At 70.8% G+C, this 14,538-nt stretch carries 15 protein-coding genes and 5 tRNA genes; 7 read left to right on the top strand and 13 right to left on the bottom strand.

What is annotated here, in order from left to right; genetic code table 11:
- Nucleotides 1–413: 413 nt before the first annotated feature.
- From B140_RS0104970 to B140_RS0104950, 5 genes are all read right to left on the bottom strand, one after another.
- Nucleotides 414–504, bottom strand: a tRNA-Ser gene (locus tag B140_RS0104970).
- Between the two features lie 63 nt (nt 505–567).
- Entirely contained in the window at nt 568–768 is a 201-nt protein-coding gene (locus B140_RS14185) for a CsbD family protein (protein WP_018118248.1), read from the bottom strand.
- A 1-nt stretch (nt 769) separates the two neighbouring features.
- Nucleotides 770–904 carry a hypothetical protein gene (locus tag B140_RS14530; protein WP_256458706.1) on the bottom strand — a complete coding sequence of 45 codons (135 nt, stop codon included), beginning with the start codon at nt 902–904 and terminating at the stop codon, nt 770–772.
- A 93-nt stretch (nt 905–997) separates the two neighbouring features.
- Complete coding sequence (locus B140_RS0104955) at nt 998–1,480, bottom strand: nucleoside deaminase (protein ID WP_020397805.1); 483 nt, start codon at nt 1,478–1,480, stop codon at nt 998–1,000.
- Nucleotides 1,480–1,965: a tRNA adenosine deaminase-associated protein gene (locus tag B140_RS0104950; protein ID WP_018118245.1), complete on the bottom strand. Its 486-nt coding sequence runs from the start codon at nt 1,963–1,965 to the stop codon at nt 1,480–1,482. The genes B140_RS0104955 and B140_RS0104950 overlap by 1 nt, the downstream gene beginning before the upstream one ends.
- 38 nt (nt 1,966–2,003) lie before the next feature.
- On the opposite strand from B140_RS0104950, the gene B140_RS0104945 reads away from it, so the two are divergent.
- The gene (locus B140_RS0104945) at nt 2,004–3,029 is read left to right on the top strand and encodes a prephenate dehydrogenase (protein WP_018118244.1); all 1,026 of its coding nucleotides are present in this window, start codon (nt 2,004–2,006) and stop codon (nt 3,027–3,029) included.
- Complete coding sequence (locus B140_RS0104940; RefSeq protein WP_018118243.1) at nt 3,030–3,482, top strand: GNAT family N-acetyltransferase; 453 nt, start codon at nt 3,030–3,032, stop codon at nt 3,480–3,482.
- Between the two features lie 159 nt (nt 3,483–3,641).
- On the opposite strand, the gene B140_RS11990 is transcribed toward B140_RS0104940, so the two are convergent.
- The 4 genes from B140_RS11990 to B140_RS0104915 form a co-directional block, all read right to left on the bottom strand.
- A complete protein-coding gene (locus B140_RS11990) occupies nt 3,642–5,480 on the bottom strand; it encodes a bifunctional metallophosphatase/5'-nucleotidase (RefSeq protein WP_018118242.1) in 1,839 nt (612 codons plus the stop codon).
- A 61-nt stretch (nt 5,481–5,541) separates the two neighbouring features.
- Nucleotides 5,542–5,614 (bottom strand) — tRNA-Arg (locus tag B140_RS0104925).
- A 67-nt stretch (nt 5,615–5,681) separates the two neighbouring features.
- Nucleotides 5,682–7,019 carry a magnesium transporter gene (gene mgtE / locus B140_RS0104920; RefSeq protein ID WP_018118241.1) on the bottom strand — a complete coding sequence of 446 codons (1,338 nt, stop codon included), beginning with the start codon at nt 7,017–7,019 and terminating at the stop codon, nt 5,682–5,684.
- 43 nt (nt 7,020–7,062) lie between these two features.
- On the bottom strand, nt 7,063–7,677 hold the full coding sequence (locus B140_RS0104915) for a TetR/AcrR family transcriptional regulator (RefSeq protein WP_018118240.1): 615 nt from the start codon (nt 7,675–7,677) through the stop codon (nt 7,063–7,065).
- 114 nt (nt 7,678–7,791) lie between these two features.
- Between B140_RS0104915 and B140_RS0104910 the strand changes: the two genes are divergently transcribed.
- Nucleotides 7,792–8,646, top strand: a complete 855-nt coding sequence (locus B140_RS0104910; RefSeq protein WP_018118239.1) for an alpha/beta fold hydrolase — start codon at nt 7,792–7,794, stop codon at nt 8,644–8,646.
- Nucleotides 8,647–8,669: 23 nt separating this feature from the next.
- The gene (locus tag B140_RS0104905; RefSeq protein WP_018118238.1) at nt 8,670–9,455 is read left to right on the top strand and encodes a hypothetical protein; all 786 of its coding nucleotides are present in this window, start codon (nt 8,670–8,672) and stop codon (nt 9,453–9,455) included.
- Nucleotides 9,456–9,565: 110 nt separating this feature from the next.
- On the opposite strand, the gene B140_RS0104900 is transcribed toward B140_RS0104905, so the two are convergent.
- Nucleotides 9,566–9,641: transfer RNA gene (locus B140_RS0104900), tRNA-Arg, on the bottom strand.
- A 1-nt stretch (nt 9,642) separates the two neighbouring features.
- Nucleotides 9,643–9,734: transfer RNA gene (locus B140_RS0104895), tRNA-Ser, on the bottom strand.
- 68 nt (nt 9,735–9,802) lie between these two features.
- Here B140_RS0104895 and B140_RS0104890 point away from each other — a divergent pair.
- Nucleotides 9,803–10,840 (top strand): histidinol-phosphate transaminase, encoded by a 1,038-nt coding sequence (locus B140_RS0104890; protein WP_018118237.1) that lies wholly within the window; start codon nt 9,803–9,805, stop codon nt 10,838–10,840.
- Nucleotides 10,841–11,205: 365 nt separating this feature from the next.
- On the opposite strand, the gene B140_RS0104885 is transcribed toward B140_RS0104890, so the two are convergent.
- Nucleotides 11,206–11,290, bottom strand: a tRNA-Ser gene (locus B140_RS0104885).
- Between the two features lie 62 nt (nt 11,291–11,352).
- On the opposite strand from B140_RS0104885, the gene B140_RS0104880 reads away from it, so the two are divergent.
- Complete coding sequence (locus B140_RS0104880) at nt 11,353–12,327, top strand: NAD(P)H-quinone oxidoreductase (protein WP_018118236.1); 975 nt, start codon at nt 11,353–11,355, stop codon at nt 12,325–12,327.
- A gap of 9 nt (nt 12,328–12,336) precedes the next feature.
- On the opposite strand, the gene B140_RS0104875 is transcribed toward B140_RS0104880, so the two are convergent.
- On the bottom strand, nt 12,337–13,536 hold the full coding sequence (locus B140_RS0104875; RefSeq protein WP_018118235.1) for an aminotransferase class V-fold PLP-dependent enzyme: 1,200 nt from the start codon (nt 13,534–13,536) through the stop codon (nt 12,337–12,339).
- A 123-nt stretch (nt 13,537–13,659) separates the two neighbouring features.
- Between B140_RS0104875 and wzm the strand changes: the two genes are divergently transcribed.
- Nucleotides 13,660–14,538, top strand: a complete 879-nt coding sequence (gene wzm / locus B140_RS0104870) for a galactan export ABC transporter permease subunit Wzm/RfbD (RefSeq protein ID WP_026166007.1) — start codon at nt 13,660–13,662, stop codon at nt 14,536–14,538.

Raw genomic sequence — 14,538 nt, 5'->3', positions numbered from 1 at the left:
ACGACGTCTCCTCCATCGACTAAAAGACTCCCCAAGTGTACAGAGGGGTGCCAGTGCGGCCGGTTCGCGGCGCTGCGCGGCCTAGGTGGCACCCCTTCGGCCCGCGCGGGGCGGACGGCGCGGGGTTGCCGGGGTTTCGGGCGCGGAGGGTCGGTGCCGACGCCGGGCGCGGCGTGAAGGTAGCCCGGCTCCGGGGAGGCGCAGCGCGGCGCAAGGGGTGCCACCTCCGGGCGGATCGACGCCCCGGCCCCTCCAATGGCACCCCTTCGGCCCGCGCGGGACCGCGCAAGACCGCACGAAGCCCCCACGCAGAACCCAGCACCCCGCCCCCTCATCTCCAACCCCACCTGCCCCAACCCACCCACAACAAAAACCCGGCCCCCGTGCGTATCGCTCCGGGGACCGGGTTGTGCTGGCGGTGGCGGCGGGATTTGAACCCGCGGTTGGGGGTTACCCAACAATCGCTTTCGAGGCGATCACCTTCGGCCGCTCGGACACGCCACCGCCAAGTAGGCTATCCGAGCCGGTGCTTCGGGTTCAAATCGCCCGGCTCGCGAGGGACCGGAATTAGTCCTTCTTGAAGGCGCCGAGCACCTCGTTGGCCTTGTCCTTGATGGCCTCGCCAGCCTCGGTGACCTTCTCCTTGATGTCGGACTTGACCTGGTCGGCCTTGCCCTCGTTCTCAAGGTCCTGGTTGTCGGTCACGTCGCCCACGGTCTCCTTGGCCTTGCCGGCCAGGCCCTCGGCCTTGTCCTGAATGTCGCCCATGTTACTTCTGCTCCTCTACCTTGTCCTTGGCCTCGGACGCCGCGTCCGCGGCCTTGTCCTTCAGATCGGAGGCGGTATCGGCCGCCTTGTCCTTGGCCTCGTTCAGCTTGTCCTTAGCGTCGTCTAGAAAACCCATAGTCTTCTCCTTTCGCTCCACCACGAGCATAGGAGCAAGACGGGGCCTTCGCTACCATCCCCGCCCACAATGTGATATTTCTGCCAAAAAATGTTAACCGCGCCGCTCCGAGAAGAAGCCACCCAGCAGGAGCGCGCATTCCGCCTCCAGCACGCCGCCGCGCACCTGCGGCCGGTGCAGCAGCGCGGGGTCGCGCACGGCGTCGAGCAGGGAGCCGCACGCCCCGGTCTTGGGCTCGAAGGCGCCGAAGATCAGCTCCCCCACGCGGGCCCCCACGAGGGCGCCCGCGCACATGGTGCAGGGCTCCAGGGTGACCACCAGGGTGCAGTCGGTGAGCCGCCACCCGTCGCCGCGCGCGCGGGCGGCCGCCCGGATGGCCAGGACCTCGGCGTGCGCGGTGGGGTCGGCGTCGGCCTCGCGCCGGTTGGTGGCGCGGGCGAGCTCGCGGCCGTCGGGGCCGAGGATCACCGCGCCCACGGGCACGTCGCCGGGCGGGGTGTGGCGCGCCACCTCCAGGGCGCGGCGCATGGCGCGCTCGGCGCGGCGCTGCCCCGCGGGCGTCGGCAGCACGGGCACTAGTCGTCGAGCCCGGTGGCGTCGAGCAGCTCCGAGTCGAAGTCCAGCTCCTCGGCGATGCGGATGAGCTGCTCGGAGGCCCAGGCCTCGTCGTCGTCCGCGATCACGCCCATGACCTGCTCGGACAGGCCCAGGTCCGCGAGGATGTCGAAGTCCCCGTCGGCCCAGGCGTCGTCCTCGGCGGCGTCGTAGGGGATCTCGGCGTCGAGCTCGTCGAGGACGGAGGCCGCGAGGTCGTCGTCCACGGCGGCCACGGCGTCGGAGATGAGCAACTGCACGCGCTGGGGGGTGGGGCGCACGATGACGAAGTAGTCGTCCTCCACGCACAGCAGCGCGAAGGCCGGGCCCTCGCTGCGCAGAGCGCGCACGGCGGCCACGGCGGTGGAGATGGTCTCCAGCTCGTCGTCGTACTCGCGCACCTGCCATTGGCCCCCCGTGCGGGTGACCGTCACGGCAAAGCTCTCGCCGTAGTCCTCGGGTTCCATACCCCGTAACGGTAGTCTGAATGTGCCACACTTGTCAGGTGACCTCCACCGTGATTTCTCGCCCCGTGTGCATCCTCGGCATCGGCCTCATCGGCGGCTCCCTCCTGCGCGATCTTCACGCCCTCGGGCACCCCGTGTACGGCTACAACCGCTCCCCCTCCGGCGCGCGCACCGCCGCGCGCGAGGGATTCGACGTCGGCTCCGACCTCCTGGCCACCCTGCGCCGCGCGGAGGCGGACGGCGCGCTCATCGTGCTCGCCACCCCGCTGCCCTCCTTCGAGGAGCTGCTCGACGCCATCGCCGACCACGCCCCCCACTGCGGCATCACGGACGTGGCCTCCGTCAAGGCCCCCGTGTACGCGATGGTGCGCGCCCGGGGCATGGCGGGGCGCTACGTGGGCGGGCACCCCATGGCGGGCACCGCCCAGTCCGGCTGGCGAGCCTCCCACCGGGGACTTTTCGACGCCGCCGCCTGGGTCATCTCCTTCGACCACGCCTTCGATCACGCCTGCGACGCCGCCCCCGACCCCGCCTGGGTGGACCTGTGGACCGACGTGGCGCGCATGATCGCCGCCGTGGGCGCCGAGGCGATCCCCGCGCGCGTGGGCGGGCACGACGCCGCCGTGGCCCGGGTCAGCCACCTGCCGCACCTGCTGGCTGAGGCCCTGGCCATCACCGGCGATAACGGCGGCGCGCTGGCGCTGTCCCTGGCCGCCGGGAGCTTCCGCGACGGCACCCGCGTGGCCGGCACCGCCCCCTCCCTCGTGCGTGCGATGTGCGAGACGAACTCGGAGGCCCTGGTGACCGCCCTGGACGAGGCCCTGGCCCTGCTCAGCGACGCCCGCGCCCAGCTCACCGGCCCGAGCCCCCAGCTGCACGAGCTCACGGACGCCGGGCACCGCTCCCGCGTGCGCTTCGAGGCCCGCTCCGGGGCGCTGAAGGACTCCGTGAGCCCCATCCGCATCTCCGCCCGCCCGGTGCTGCGCGTGCACCCCGGGGGCCCCGGGTGGGAGCGGCAGCTCATCCAGGCGGAGTCCCTGGGCGCGCGGATCGAGGTGTTCTAGGTGCGGCTGCTGCGCTCGCCGTTGGAGGAGATGGAGCCCGCCACGCTTTACCGCGTGCTCAAGCTGCGCGCCGACGCCTTCGTGGTGGAGCAGCGCTGCCCCTTCCCCGAGCTCGACGGCCGGGACCTCGAGCCCGGCGCCCTGCACCTCTGGGCCGCGGACGGGGAGCGCGTGGCGGCCGCCCTGCGCGTGCTGCGCGAGCCCACGGCGCTGCGGATCGGCCGCGTGGTGGCCCACCCCGACCACCGCGGCTCCGGGGTGGCCCGGCGGCTCTTTAGCTTCGGGGTGGACACCTGCCGCGAGCTCGACCCCGGCGCCCCCGTGGTGTTGGACGCGCAGGCCCCGCTCACACGGTGGTACGGCTCCTTCGGCTTCCGGCCTGCGGGCCCGGAATACGTGGAGGACGGCATCCCCCACGTCCCCATGCGCCTGGAGCCCCGGCCCGCGCCCTAAGGGGTGCCACTGAGGCCGCCCGGCGGGGGCTGCGCCCCGGAGGTGGCACCCCTTGGGCCGCGTGATGGCTCCGGTTCCGCTCGGCCAAGCGCTTAGGAGTGCCGGTGGGGGCCGTCGCCACGCTTTTCGACGCCCGCTGGCACCCCTTCGGTCGCCCGCCTAGGAGCTGAGCGGGGAGGGCGCGGGGGCGGCGTCGAGATGCACCGGGAGGTCGATGCGGGTCCCGGCGTCCGTGGTGATCGTCAGGGTCTGCTCCCCGGTCAGACCCGCGGGGATGGGCAGCGCCACGGTGGCCTTGCCGGCCTCGCCGAAGTCGGGGTGGCCGAAGTCCGGGTCGATGGGGGCACTGGCCTCGGACTCGCCCAGCCGCGCGGTCACGGTGGTGGCGGTCTCCCCCTGGGAGTACAGCAGGGAGGCCAGGTCGAGGGTCACCGTGGAGCCCGGCGTCCACGGGCCACGCGGGGTGACGGCCACGTTGGACTGCCCGGAGCGCGGCTTCAATCCGGGGTGGTTGCGCAGGTATTCGATGAAGGATTCCACGTCGATGTACCCGGTGGGGGCCAGGTCGGTGCCGCGGGTGAGGGCCTCGAAGCCGTCGCCGCCGCCGAGCAGGAAGGTGGAGCCCACCACCACGTACTCGCGCTCGGGGTCCAGGGGCGCGCCGTCGATGGTAACGGAGGTCACGCGGTCCCCGATGGGGCGGGAGGGATCGTAGGTGTAGGTCACGTTGTCGCTGAGCCCCAGGGACAGCGCCGGGCGGCTCTCCTGGGCCTGCCACTGCTGCTCCAGGGCCTCCCTGAAGTCCGCGCCCTTGAGCCGGGTGTAGGTGTTCTCGTTGCCGAAGGGCTGCACGGCGAAGGCGTCGGCGTAGGTGACCTCGCCCGCCTGCAGGTCGGCGCGCACCCCGCCGGCGTTCATCACGCCGATGTCCGCGGTGACGTCGGTGTTCTTGGTGATGCCCTCCCGGGCCACCTCGGCCAGGAGGTTGTTGAGCTGGGACTCCACGGCGCGGTTGGTGCCCCGATAGAAGGCGGAGCCCACGGTGCTCACCGCCTCCTTGCCCTCCTCCTCTGCCTGGGCCTCGGCGGCGGCGACGGTCGCGGCGATCTCCGGGTTGGGGCGCTCGCAGCCCCGGATGGCCTCGGCGTCCAGGAGGTGCACGCCCTCGACGGTGACGCGCCGCGCGGCCCTGTCCACGCTGAGGTCCACGTCCACGAGGTTGCGCCCGTACTGCCCGGCCTGCACCACGAGCGGGCCCTCCCCCTCGCCGCCGCCGGTGGGTTCGACCACGCGGTGGGTGTGGCCAGGAAAGACCACGTCCACGTTGGGCGACCAGCGTTCGTCGCCCTGCAGGCCCTCGTGGAGCAGGGCCACCACGACGTCGGCCTGCCCCTCCTCCACCAGGGTGTCGGCGGTGATGTTGACGGCCTCGATCGGGTCGGTGAAGGCCAGACCGGCCACGCCGTCCCCGGCCACCAGCTGCGGGGTGTCCGCGGTGACGGCGCCGACGAGGGCCACGCGCACGCCGTCGATCTCCTTGATGAGGAAGGGGTCCAGGGGGCGCTCGCCCCCGGAGACGTTGGCCCCGAGCAAGGCGAACCGCGCGTTGGGCAGCACGCGGTCGGTGAGGTCCGCGTAGCCCTTGTCGAACTCGTGGTTGCCCACGGCGGTGGCGTCCAGGCCCATCTGGTTGAGCACCTCGACGGTGGGCTCGTCGCCCAGGATCGCGGAGTTAAAGGGGGAGCCGCCGATGTTGTCGCCGGAGGCGGTGAGCACGCGGGGCCCGCCCTCGGCGGCCCGGTCCAGGGCGCAGGAGAGCCGCGCGGCCCCGGGATCGTCCTTGGTTTCGGAGAAGTGGCCGTGGAAGTCGGTGATGTTCTGCACGCTCAGGCGCACCGGTTCCTGGGCCAGGGCGGGGGCGGGCAGGCAGCCGAGCGCGAGGAGGGCCGCGCCGAGGGCGCCGGCGGTGCTGAGGGGAAGGAGACGCTGATGTTTCACGCGGATCATTGTGGCAGAGCACGGCGGTTTTTTCAGCGCGTAACCCCCGGATATGAAAAAGTGCGCCCGGAGGGATTCGAACCCCCAACCTTCTGATCCGTAGTCAGATGCTCTATCCGTTGAGCCACGGGCGCAGGCAACAACACTGTTGCTCTGGGAGAAGAAGTTACCCCGCCTCCCGGGGATCGACAAATTACCTGGTCACAGCCCGAGGATGGCCTTGGCGATGCAAAAGTACACCACGAGCCCCGTGGCGTCGCAGAAGGTGGAGATGAAGGGGTTGGAGAACACCGCGGGGTCCGCCCCCACGGCCTTGGCGATGATCGGCATGGCCCCGCCCACGGTGGCGGACATGGTGCACACCGCCAGCATGGTCAGCCCGATCACCGTGCCCATGGGCAGCCCGTAGACCACAGTGGCCAGGACGAAGCCGAGCGAGCCCAGCAGCGCGCCCAGCGTCAGCCCCACCCGCAGCTCGCGCCACATCACCTGGGCCACGTCCCGCTTGCGCACGTCGCCGAGGGCCAGCGAGCGCGTGACCGTGGTGGCCGCCTGGTTGCCGGTGTTGCCGCCCGTGCCGGTGAGCAGCGGGATGAACAGGGAGAGCACCACCGCCTGGGAGAGCGTGGCCTCGAAACTATCCAGCACCTTGACCGTGAGCAGCGCGGAGACCGCCAGCACCAGCAGCCACACCACGCGGGAGCGCACCAGCTTGAGCAGCGGGGTGGAAAGGTACGGCTGCTGCAGCGGCTCGGAGCCACCGGCGCGGGCGGAGTCCTCGGACTCCGCCTCCTCGGCGATGTCGGCGGCGTCGTCGAAGGTGAGGATGCCCACCAGCCGCGTGGAGTCGTCCACGATGGGGATGGCCAGGTAGTCCAGGGGGAGGAACCAGCGGGCGGTCTCCTCGGCGTCGTCGTGCGCGTTGGCGAACACCGGGGCCGCCATGAGGTCCGCCAGCGGGGCCTCCGGGTCGGCGGTGAACAGGGTGCGCAGCGAGCACACCCCCACCAGGGTGCGGTCCCGGTTGGTGACGGGGATGAGGTAGATCGTCTCCACGTCGTGCGCCTGACGGCGCAACTCGTCGAGGGCCCGGGCGGCCGTCATGTCCGCGTAGATGGTGGGTACCTCGGGGGACATGCGGCGGCCCACCGAGCCCCTGGGGTAACCCAGGACCACGCCGGTGATGTCGCGCTCGGTGGCGTCGAGGTCGCGCAGGAGCTGCTCGGCGATCTCGGCGGGCAGCTCGTCGAGGAGGGACACCCGATCGTCCGGGTCCATGTCCACGAAGAACTCGTAGGTCTCCTTGCTCTGCAGGGCGCCGATGAGGTCCGCCTGGTGCGCGGGGTCCAGGGCGTCGAACACCTCGATGGCGCGGCTGCGGGAGAGCAGGCGCAGCACCAGCGCGGCGCGGGTGGCGCTGCTGCGCTCCACCAGCTCGATCACCTCGTGGATGGGGGCGTCCGCCAGCTCCTCGGAGAGCTGCGGGGCGCGGGCCGGATCGAGGTCCAGGCGCGTGATGGTGGTCTTCTCGGCGGACATTGCGGTTCCCCATTCCCCTCGGCCGCCCGGTGGGGCGCCGTGACTAGCGTGCGGACAAGACGGCGTGGAGCTGCGTGCGGATCGTGTCCAGGATCTCCGCGACGGTATCCTCCGCGTGCAGCGTGGCCGTGGTGGTTAACTGCATAATCGCCGTCACCACCCGGGCCAGGGTAGCCGCCCGGGGCGCGTCAAGGCCAGCGCTGTCCACCAGCACGCCCGCCACGGACTCCTCCAGGGCAAAGGAGAGCTCCAGCCCCCGGGCCCGGTGCGGTTCCTGCGGGTTCCCGTAGAGCAGTTCGTTCATGTAGGCGCGGCCGTTGTGCGGCTGCTCGCGGATGCACCGGACCACCGGCTCCAGCAGCAGCATCACCCGCTGCACGGGCCCCTCGTCCGACACCGCCGCCGCCACTGCGGCCGCACCCTCACAGATGGCGGAGGCGAACTTGTCGTTCTTTGCCATGATGAGCAGCTCCGCCTTGGTGGCGGCATAGAGGTACAGGGTGCCGGTGGCCACCTCAGCCTCCCGCGCGAGGCGCTGCGCGGTGACGCAGTCCACGTCCTCCTCCGCGAAGAGCCTCTGGGCGGCGGCGACGATGCGCCTACGCTTCTCCTCCTTTGCCCGTTCGCGGCGCCCCGTGGGTGCGGCATCGGTGGTCATAGCGCCTCCTGAGGGTAGTTTCTTGACAGCATTCATGAACGCATTCATAATTGAACGCGTTCATCATACGGCGTCGCGCGACGCCCTCCCTCCACTGTCTACGAGGAACAACCAGTGTCAAATCCCCTCACCTCCTACGCCCACGCCACCACCTCCACCCTCACCACCCACGGCAAGACCTTCGCCTACCGGGAACTCGGCCCCGCCCAGGGCCACGACGACGTCCCCGTGGTGTTCTTCGCCCACCTCGCGGCCACGCTCGATAACTGGGACCCCCGCATCGTGGACGCCATCGCCCAGCGGCGCCACGTCATCACCTTCGACCAGCAGGGGGTGGGCGTCTCCGGCGGCGTCGTCCCAGGCACGATCGAGGAGGCCGCGCAGGACGCCTACGACTTCATCACCGGGCTGGGGTACCGCACCGTGGACGTCTTCGCCTTCTCCATGGGCGGCTTCATCGCCCAGGACCTCCTCCTGGCCCACCCCGACCTCGTGCGCAGGATCGCCCTCACCGGCACCGGACCCCGGGGCGGCAAGGACATCGACAAGGTCGTGGCCACCACCTACTGGGACATCCTGCGCGCCACCCTCACCCGCTCCGATCCCAAAGAGTTCCTCTTCTTCCACCGGGACGCGCAGGGCAAGCGCGCCGGCAAGGAGTACATCCGCAGGCTCCACGAGCGCACCGAGGCGCGCGACGCCCCCATCACCGTCGCGGCGTTCCGAACGCAGCTCAAGGCCATCCAGCGCTACGGGCGCTCCCGGCCCGCCGACCTCTCCGAGATCACCCACCCCACCCTCATCGCCAACGGGGACAACGACCGCATGGTGCCCATGCCCCTGTCCGGGGACCTGCACCGCCGCATCCCCCACAGCGAGCTCATCATCTACCCGAACTCCGGGCACGGCGGGATCTTCCAGTACTGGGAAAAGTTCGCCCCCCTCGCCGCCGAGTTCTTCCGCCCCTAATCCCACCACGCCAAGGAGCACCCATGACCACCCTCCGCCACACCAAGCACTTCACCTCCTCCATCCTCCTGTGGGCGCGCGCCGATCAGCCCCGCGCCGCCAGCATGGCGTACTGGAGCGGCCCCCACTCGCGGATCATCTCCGCCACGCCCGGCCTCCGCGAGTACCGCCAGGTCCACCTCGCGGAGAACAACCCCGGGCGCTGGCCCCACGCCGACGGACTGGAGACCCTCATCCCCGCCGACCGCCGCATCGACGGCATCGCGGAGGTCACCCACGCCCACGCCCTGGCCCCGATCAAGGGGCGCGCGCAGACCGCCCTGGCCTTTAGGGACGAGGTCAACGTGTTCCGCCGCACCCTGTACTACGGCGGGGCGCCCTATACCTCCCGCTGGTACCACGTCGCCCCCGGCCAGCCCACGCGCTCCCGGGCCGTCCTCTACCTGCGCCGCCGCCCGGGCGTCCATGCCCCGGCGCTCAACAAGGCGCTGTACCGGCAGCTCGTGCCCGCCCTTGTCCGCGAGGCCGCGCTGACGGAGCTGCGCACGCAGAGCTTCCTGCCCTGGAGCAAAAAGCTGTGGGACACCCCCAACGTGGCCCATGACAACCCCCGGGACCAGCGGCTCCATGCCAGCCTCATCCTCGGATTCCCCTCCGACGAGGAGCGCGAGGCCTTTTTCTCCCAGGAGAACGCGGCGCGCCTCAATCCCCTGCTCACCCCCGTGGTCTCCGCGATCCACGCCTACGACGTGGAATCCACCAAGACCTACGTGCGCGACGGCGTGGTACTGCCCGTCCCCGAGGAATAACCCGGGCTGGCGCGGTGCGGCCCCGGCTCCGCACTCGCCAGTCCGGCGCCACAGACACCACCCCGCGACACAGAAAAAGCCTCCCCGGTATCCGCCGGGGAGGCTGTGCGTGGTGCGCCCGGAGGGATTCGAACCCCCAACCTTCTGATCCGTAGTCAGATGCTCTATCCGTTGAGCCACGGGCGCGTGGCGGAGACGAGAGGATTTGAACCTCCGGTCCCCCGTTAAGAGGACAACTCATTAGCAGTGAGCCCCATTCGGCCGCTCTGGCACGTCTCCTAAGCCTCCTGGAATGCTACCCGGTGGAGCGTTGTGATGACAAACCGGCAGCACGATAGACTAACCGCATGATTCGCCCCGACCTCGATTCCATCCCCGCGTACGTCCCCGGCGAGAACCTTGAGCAGGCCATCAAGATCTCCTCCAACGAGATGTCCACCCCGCCGCTGCCCGCCGTGGCCGAGGCCATGAGCCGCGCCGCCGACGGGGCCAACCGCTACCCCGACATGGGCGTCAACGCGCTGCGCCACCGCCTCGCCGAGCACCTCGGCCTCCCGGTGGAGCAGGTGGCCACCGGCTGCGGCTCGTCCGCCCTGTGCCAGCAGCTCGTGCAGATCACCAGCGGCCCCGGGGACGAGGTGATCTTCCCCTGGCGCAGCTTCGAGGCCTACCCCATCTTCGCCCAGGTCGTGGGCGCCAAGCCCGTGATGGTGCCCCTGGATGACGCCGGGCGCCACGACCTCGACGCCATGATCGAGGCCATCACCGAGCGCACCACGCTCATCTTCCTGTGCAACCCCAACAACCCCACCGGCTCCACCATCACGCAGGCGGAGTTCGACTCCTTCATGCGGCGCGTCCCCGAGCGCATCACCGTGGCCCTCGACGAGGCCTACTACGAGTTCAACCGCGCCGAGGACACCCCCGAGGGCACCGTGGAGGTTGGCCGCTGGCCCAACCTCGTGGCGCTGCGCACCTTCTCCAAGGCCTACGGCCTGGCCGGGGCGCGCGTGGGATACGCCTTCGGGCCCGTGGAGTACATCGAGGCCCTCAACAAGGTCTGCATCCCCTTCTCCATCTCCTCCGTGGCCCAGGCCGGGGCGCTCGCCTCCCTGGACGCCCACGAGGACGCCATGCGCCGCCTCGACGAGGTCATCGCGCAGCGCGACCGCCTCTCCGAGGCCACCGGCGCGCTGCCCTCCCAGGGCAACTTCGTCTGGCTGCCCACCCCCGCCGACGACCCCGAGTACCCCACCCGCGTCTCCGACGCCCTGGCCGCCCGCAACATCCTCGTCCGCGCCTTCCCCGACGGCGTACGCATCAGCGTGACCACCACGGACGAGGTGGATCAGGTCCTCGCCGCCTGGCGCGAGCTGGGCCTGTAGGGTCTGCGGCGGCTCCGGCCCTCGCCTGCGGGGCTTCTGCCGCGCTAAGGGGTGCCATTGGCGGCCCACGCCGGGTCTTCCCCGCCGAGGTGGCACCCCTTCGGCGTCTCGACGCCCCTCACCCGAGCCTCGTTGCCGCCCCGCACGGCTTCTCGGTCCACTCCGCCCCGCACGGCGCTAAGGGGTGCCACTACCGCCGTCGGGCGCCACCTCACCCCGCCGCTGACACCCCTTCGGCCGCCGAGGCCGGAAGCAGGGGTGGGCGTCGATAAGCGGCGAGCGCGCGTAGGGGTGACGGTGCGGGGGTTCGGGAGGCCCCACCCGGCCCGGTGGCACCCCTTAGCGCGACGCGGCGCAGAAAAAAGCGGAGACGAGGGGATTTGAACCCCTGGGGCTGTGACACCCGCCGGTTTTCAAGACCGGTGCATTCGGCCGCTCTGCCACGTCTCCTCGCCGCCACGGCGGCACCCATTACCCTACCCAACCCGCGCGCACCCTCTACCCTGGGGGCCATGAAGGCAATCACCCTGACCGACCCCGCCGACGCCGCCTCGCTGGCGCTGCGCGACGCCCCCACACCCACGCCGCGCCCGGGGGAGGTGCTGGTGAAGGTGCACACCGCTGGGGTCAACCGCGCGGACCTGCTCCAGGCGCAGGGGCACTACCCGCCGCCCCCGGGCGCCCCGGAGACCATCGGCCTGGAGTGCTCCGGCACGATCGTGGACGCCGGGGACACCTCACGACGCCCCGGGGACAAGGTGGGCTGCCTGCTCGCCGGCGGCGGATACGCCGAGTACGTGGCCGTGCCGGAGGGGCAGCTCGCTCCGATCCCGGAGGGGCTTTCCCTGGCCGAGACCGGCTCGTTCATGGAGGTGGCCTGCACCGTGTGGTCCAACCTGGGCATGGTCGCCGGGCTTACCACCGGGCAGCGGCTGCTCATCCACGGCGGCGCGGGCGGAATCGGCGCCTGCGCGATCCAGGTGGCCAAGGCGCTCGGCGCGGAGGTGGCCGTGACGGCCGGGTCCGGGGAGAAGCTCGAGTTCTGCCGCGATCTCGGGGCGGACATCCTCATCAACTACCGCGAGCAGGACTTTGCCCAAGAACTGCGCGGCTCCTGCGACGTGATCCTGGACATCATCGGGGCCAAGTACCTGGACCGCAACATGCGCTGCCTGGCGCTCGACGGCCAGCTCGTCATCATCGGCCTCCAGGGCGGCACCAAGGCCGAGGTCAACCTCGGGGCGATGCTGCCGCGCCGCCAGAGCATCCACGCCACCACGCTGCGCGCGCGCAGCGTGGCCGACAAGGCCAGCATCGTGTCCGCCACCGTGGACAACGTATGGCCCATGCTCGCCAGCGGGGCGCTTCGCCACCGCGTGCACGCCACCTTCCCGCTGGCCGAGGCCGCACGGGCCCACGCCGCGCTGCGCTCCGGGGAGGTCACAGGCAAGGTGGCGCTGCGGGTCTCCGAGGACCCGGCGGCCTAACCGCGGCGCCTAGCCCAGGGAGGCCACCACGCGGGTGAGGTGATCCACGTCGTGGCCCTGGTTGAAGGGGGCCAGGGACACGGTGACCGCGCCCCCGATCTCCGTGAGGCCCATCGTGTCCAGCAGCGGGGTGTTCGGGGTCAGCGTGGTGTAGAGGTCGTTGTCCAGCAGGCGCTGGTAGACGGTGTGCGCCGGGACCCCCCGCACGGCGAAGGAGATGCGCGGCACCCGGTCCACGTGCGCCTCGGCGGCGGCCTCCCCGGACACCCCAATGATGTGGACGCTCGGCAGGGAGCCCAGGAAAAACACCAGGTCGCGCCCCAGGTCGCTGAGGTAGTAGTCCAGGTGATCCATGCAGTAGCGCAGCCGGTCGCGGCGGCTCCCCGCCGCGCCCTCCACCAGGGACGCCAGGTGATCCACCAGGGCCGATACCCCGCCCGCCAGCCCCGCCGAGATGGGGTCCTCCAGGCTCTCCGGGCGCTCCAGGCGGTGCAGCATGCGCTCGTCCCGGAATACCAGGGCGCCGAGCTGCGGGCCGCCCAGCGCGGCCAGGTCGAGGGCGATGATGTCCGCGTCCCATTCGTCGGCCTCGATGAGGCGGTACGGCGCGTAGGCCGAAGCGTCCACCAGGACCCACAGGCGGGAAAGCTGGTGGGCGGTCTCCACGATCTCCCGGACCGGGGTCACCACGCCGAGGAGATCGTGGGCGGCAGGCAGCGCCGCGAGCCGCGTGCTGCGGTCCACGAGGGTGGCGTACTGGTAGGCGGGCAGCTCCCCGGTGGCGAGGTCGGGCTGCGCCCAGCGCACGTCGGGGACGGCGTCGATAAGCGCCTGGGAGAGTTCGGGGCGATCCAGGCTGGAGGCCACCACGGAGGAGCCGTGGCGGAGCATGGGCCTCATGCACCGAAGCAGGTTGCGGTAGAGCGCCTCCACGCTGGAGCCCAGCACCACGCGCTCGGGGGTGGCGCCCACCAGGTCGGCCACCGCCACCCGGGCCGCGTGGATGTGGAGGTCGCGCTCGAGGCGCGCCACGTGGCCGTGCTTGGACGGGGCGCCGCCCCGGATCGGCGCGGGTGCCGTGCGGAAGGCCCGCGCCACGCCCGCCATGACCCGCTCCGGGATCTGGGGTTGTTCGTGCGCGTTGAGGTAGGTCCAACCATCACCGAGCGCGCTATACAGCCCCCGGACCCCCGCCACGTCGTAGCCCATAGCCTCCTCTTTCTCACAGCATCATCCTCAGAGTGTATTGCCAAGGCGTGGCCAACCACCACATGCGCACGTCAACGCCCTGATCCCCGCCGCCGCGACCCCGCTCCACTAGGCTGGAACACCATGCAACCCCTCAGAGCAGACATCGCCCGGATGACGGAGGATACCGGCGACGCCGCCCCCGCCTCCCGGTCCCGCACCTTCCGGGCCGCCTGGGCGGACCTGACGCGCGGTTTTCAGCAGCGCGAGCTGTGGCTTCAGCTCGGCTGGCAGGACATCAAGCAGCGCTACAAGCGCTCGGTGCTGGGCCCGCTGTGGATCACCATCGCCACGGGCGTGATGGCCCTGGCCCTGGGCTTCCTGTATTCAGTGCTGTTCAAGGTGCCGCTCGCGGAGTTCCTTCCGCACGTGACCGTGGGGCTTATCATTTGGGGGTTTATCTCCGGCTGCATTAAAGAGGGCGCGGACATTTTCATCGACAACGAGGGGCTCATCAAACAGCTCCCCTCCGCGCTGTCGGTGCACGTGTATCGCCTGGTGTGGCGGCAGACGCTCTTCCTCGCCCACAACCTGGTGATCTGGGTTCTACTCATGCTCATCTTCCCCCGGCACCTGGGCTGGGACGTGCTGCTGATGATCCCGGCGTTCGCCCTCCTTATTATTAACGGAATATGGGTGTCCATGTTCTTTGGCATCATCGCCACCAGATACCGCGATGTATCGCCATTGCTCGACGCCGGGACGCAGCTCCTCTTCTACGTCACCCCCATCGTGTGGATGACCTCCACCCTGCGCGATAACGTGGGCGGCTCCGACCAGCGCGCCCACCTCGCGCAGCTCAACCCGCTCTACCACTACCTGGAGATCGTGCGCGCCCCCATGATCGGCGCCCCGCTGCCCACCTATCACTGGTGGGTGGTCCTGGCGCTCACCGGGGCCGGGCTGGCGCTGACCCTGGTGGCCATGCGCACGTGGCGGTTCCGCGTGAGCTACTGGGTATAG

Origin of the sequence: Corynebacterium mastitidis DSM 44356, from assembly GCF_000375365.1 — a bacterium.
GTDB lineage: Bacteria > Actinomycetota > Actinomycetes > Mycobacteriales > Mycobacteriaceae > Corynebacterium > Corynebacterium mastitidis.
The sequence above is the reverse complement of the archived record's forward strand: the minus strand, read 5'-3'. Positions and strand labels throughout refer to the sequence as shown.

What these genes read in the sequence shown, in the direction of transcription:
- B140_RS0104880 (WP_018118236.1), top strand. Translation starts at nt 11,353, where the DNA reads ATGAAGGCAATCACCCTGACCGACCCCGCCGACGCCGCCTCGCTGGCG.
- B140_RS0104875 (WP_018118235.1), bottom strand. Translation starts at nt 13,536, where the DNA reads ATGGGCTACGACGTGGCGGGGGTCCGGGGGCTGTATAGCGCGCTCGGT.
- B140_RS0104950 (WP_018118245.1), bottom strand. Translation starts at nt 1,965, where the DNA reads ATGGAACCCGAGGACTACGGCGAGAGCTTTGCCGTGACGGTCACCCGC.
- B140_RS0104915 (WP_018118240.1), bottom strand. Translation starts at nt 7,677, where the DNA reads ATGACCACCGATGCCGCACCCACGGGGCGCCGCGAACGGGCAAAGGAG.
- B140_RS0104905 (WP_018118238.1), top strand. Translation starts at nt 8,670, where the DNA reads ATGACCACCCTCCGCCACACCAAGCACTTCACCTCCTCCATCCTCCTG.
- B140_RS14530 (WP_256458706.1), bottom strand. Translation starts at nt 904, where the DNA reads ATGGGTTTTCTAGACGACGCTAAGGACAAGCTGAACGAGGCCAAGGAC.
- B140_RS14185 (WP_018118248.1), bottom strand. Translation starts at nt 768, where the DNA reads ATGGGCGACATTCAGGACAAGGCCGAGGGCCTGGCCGGCAAGGCCAAG.
- B140_RS0104890 (WP_018118237.1), top strand. Translation starts at nt 9,803, where the DNA reads ATGATTCGCCCCGACCTCGATTCCATCCCCGCGTACGTCCCCGGCGAG.
- wzm (WP_026166007.1), top strand. Translation starts at nt 13,660, where the DNA reads ATGCAACCCCTCAGAGCAGACATCGCCCGGATGACGGAGGATACCGGC.
- mgtE (WP_018118241.1), bottom strand. Translation starts at nt 7,019, where the DNA reads ATGTCCGCCGAGAAGACCACCATCACGCGCCTGGACCTCGATCCGGCC.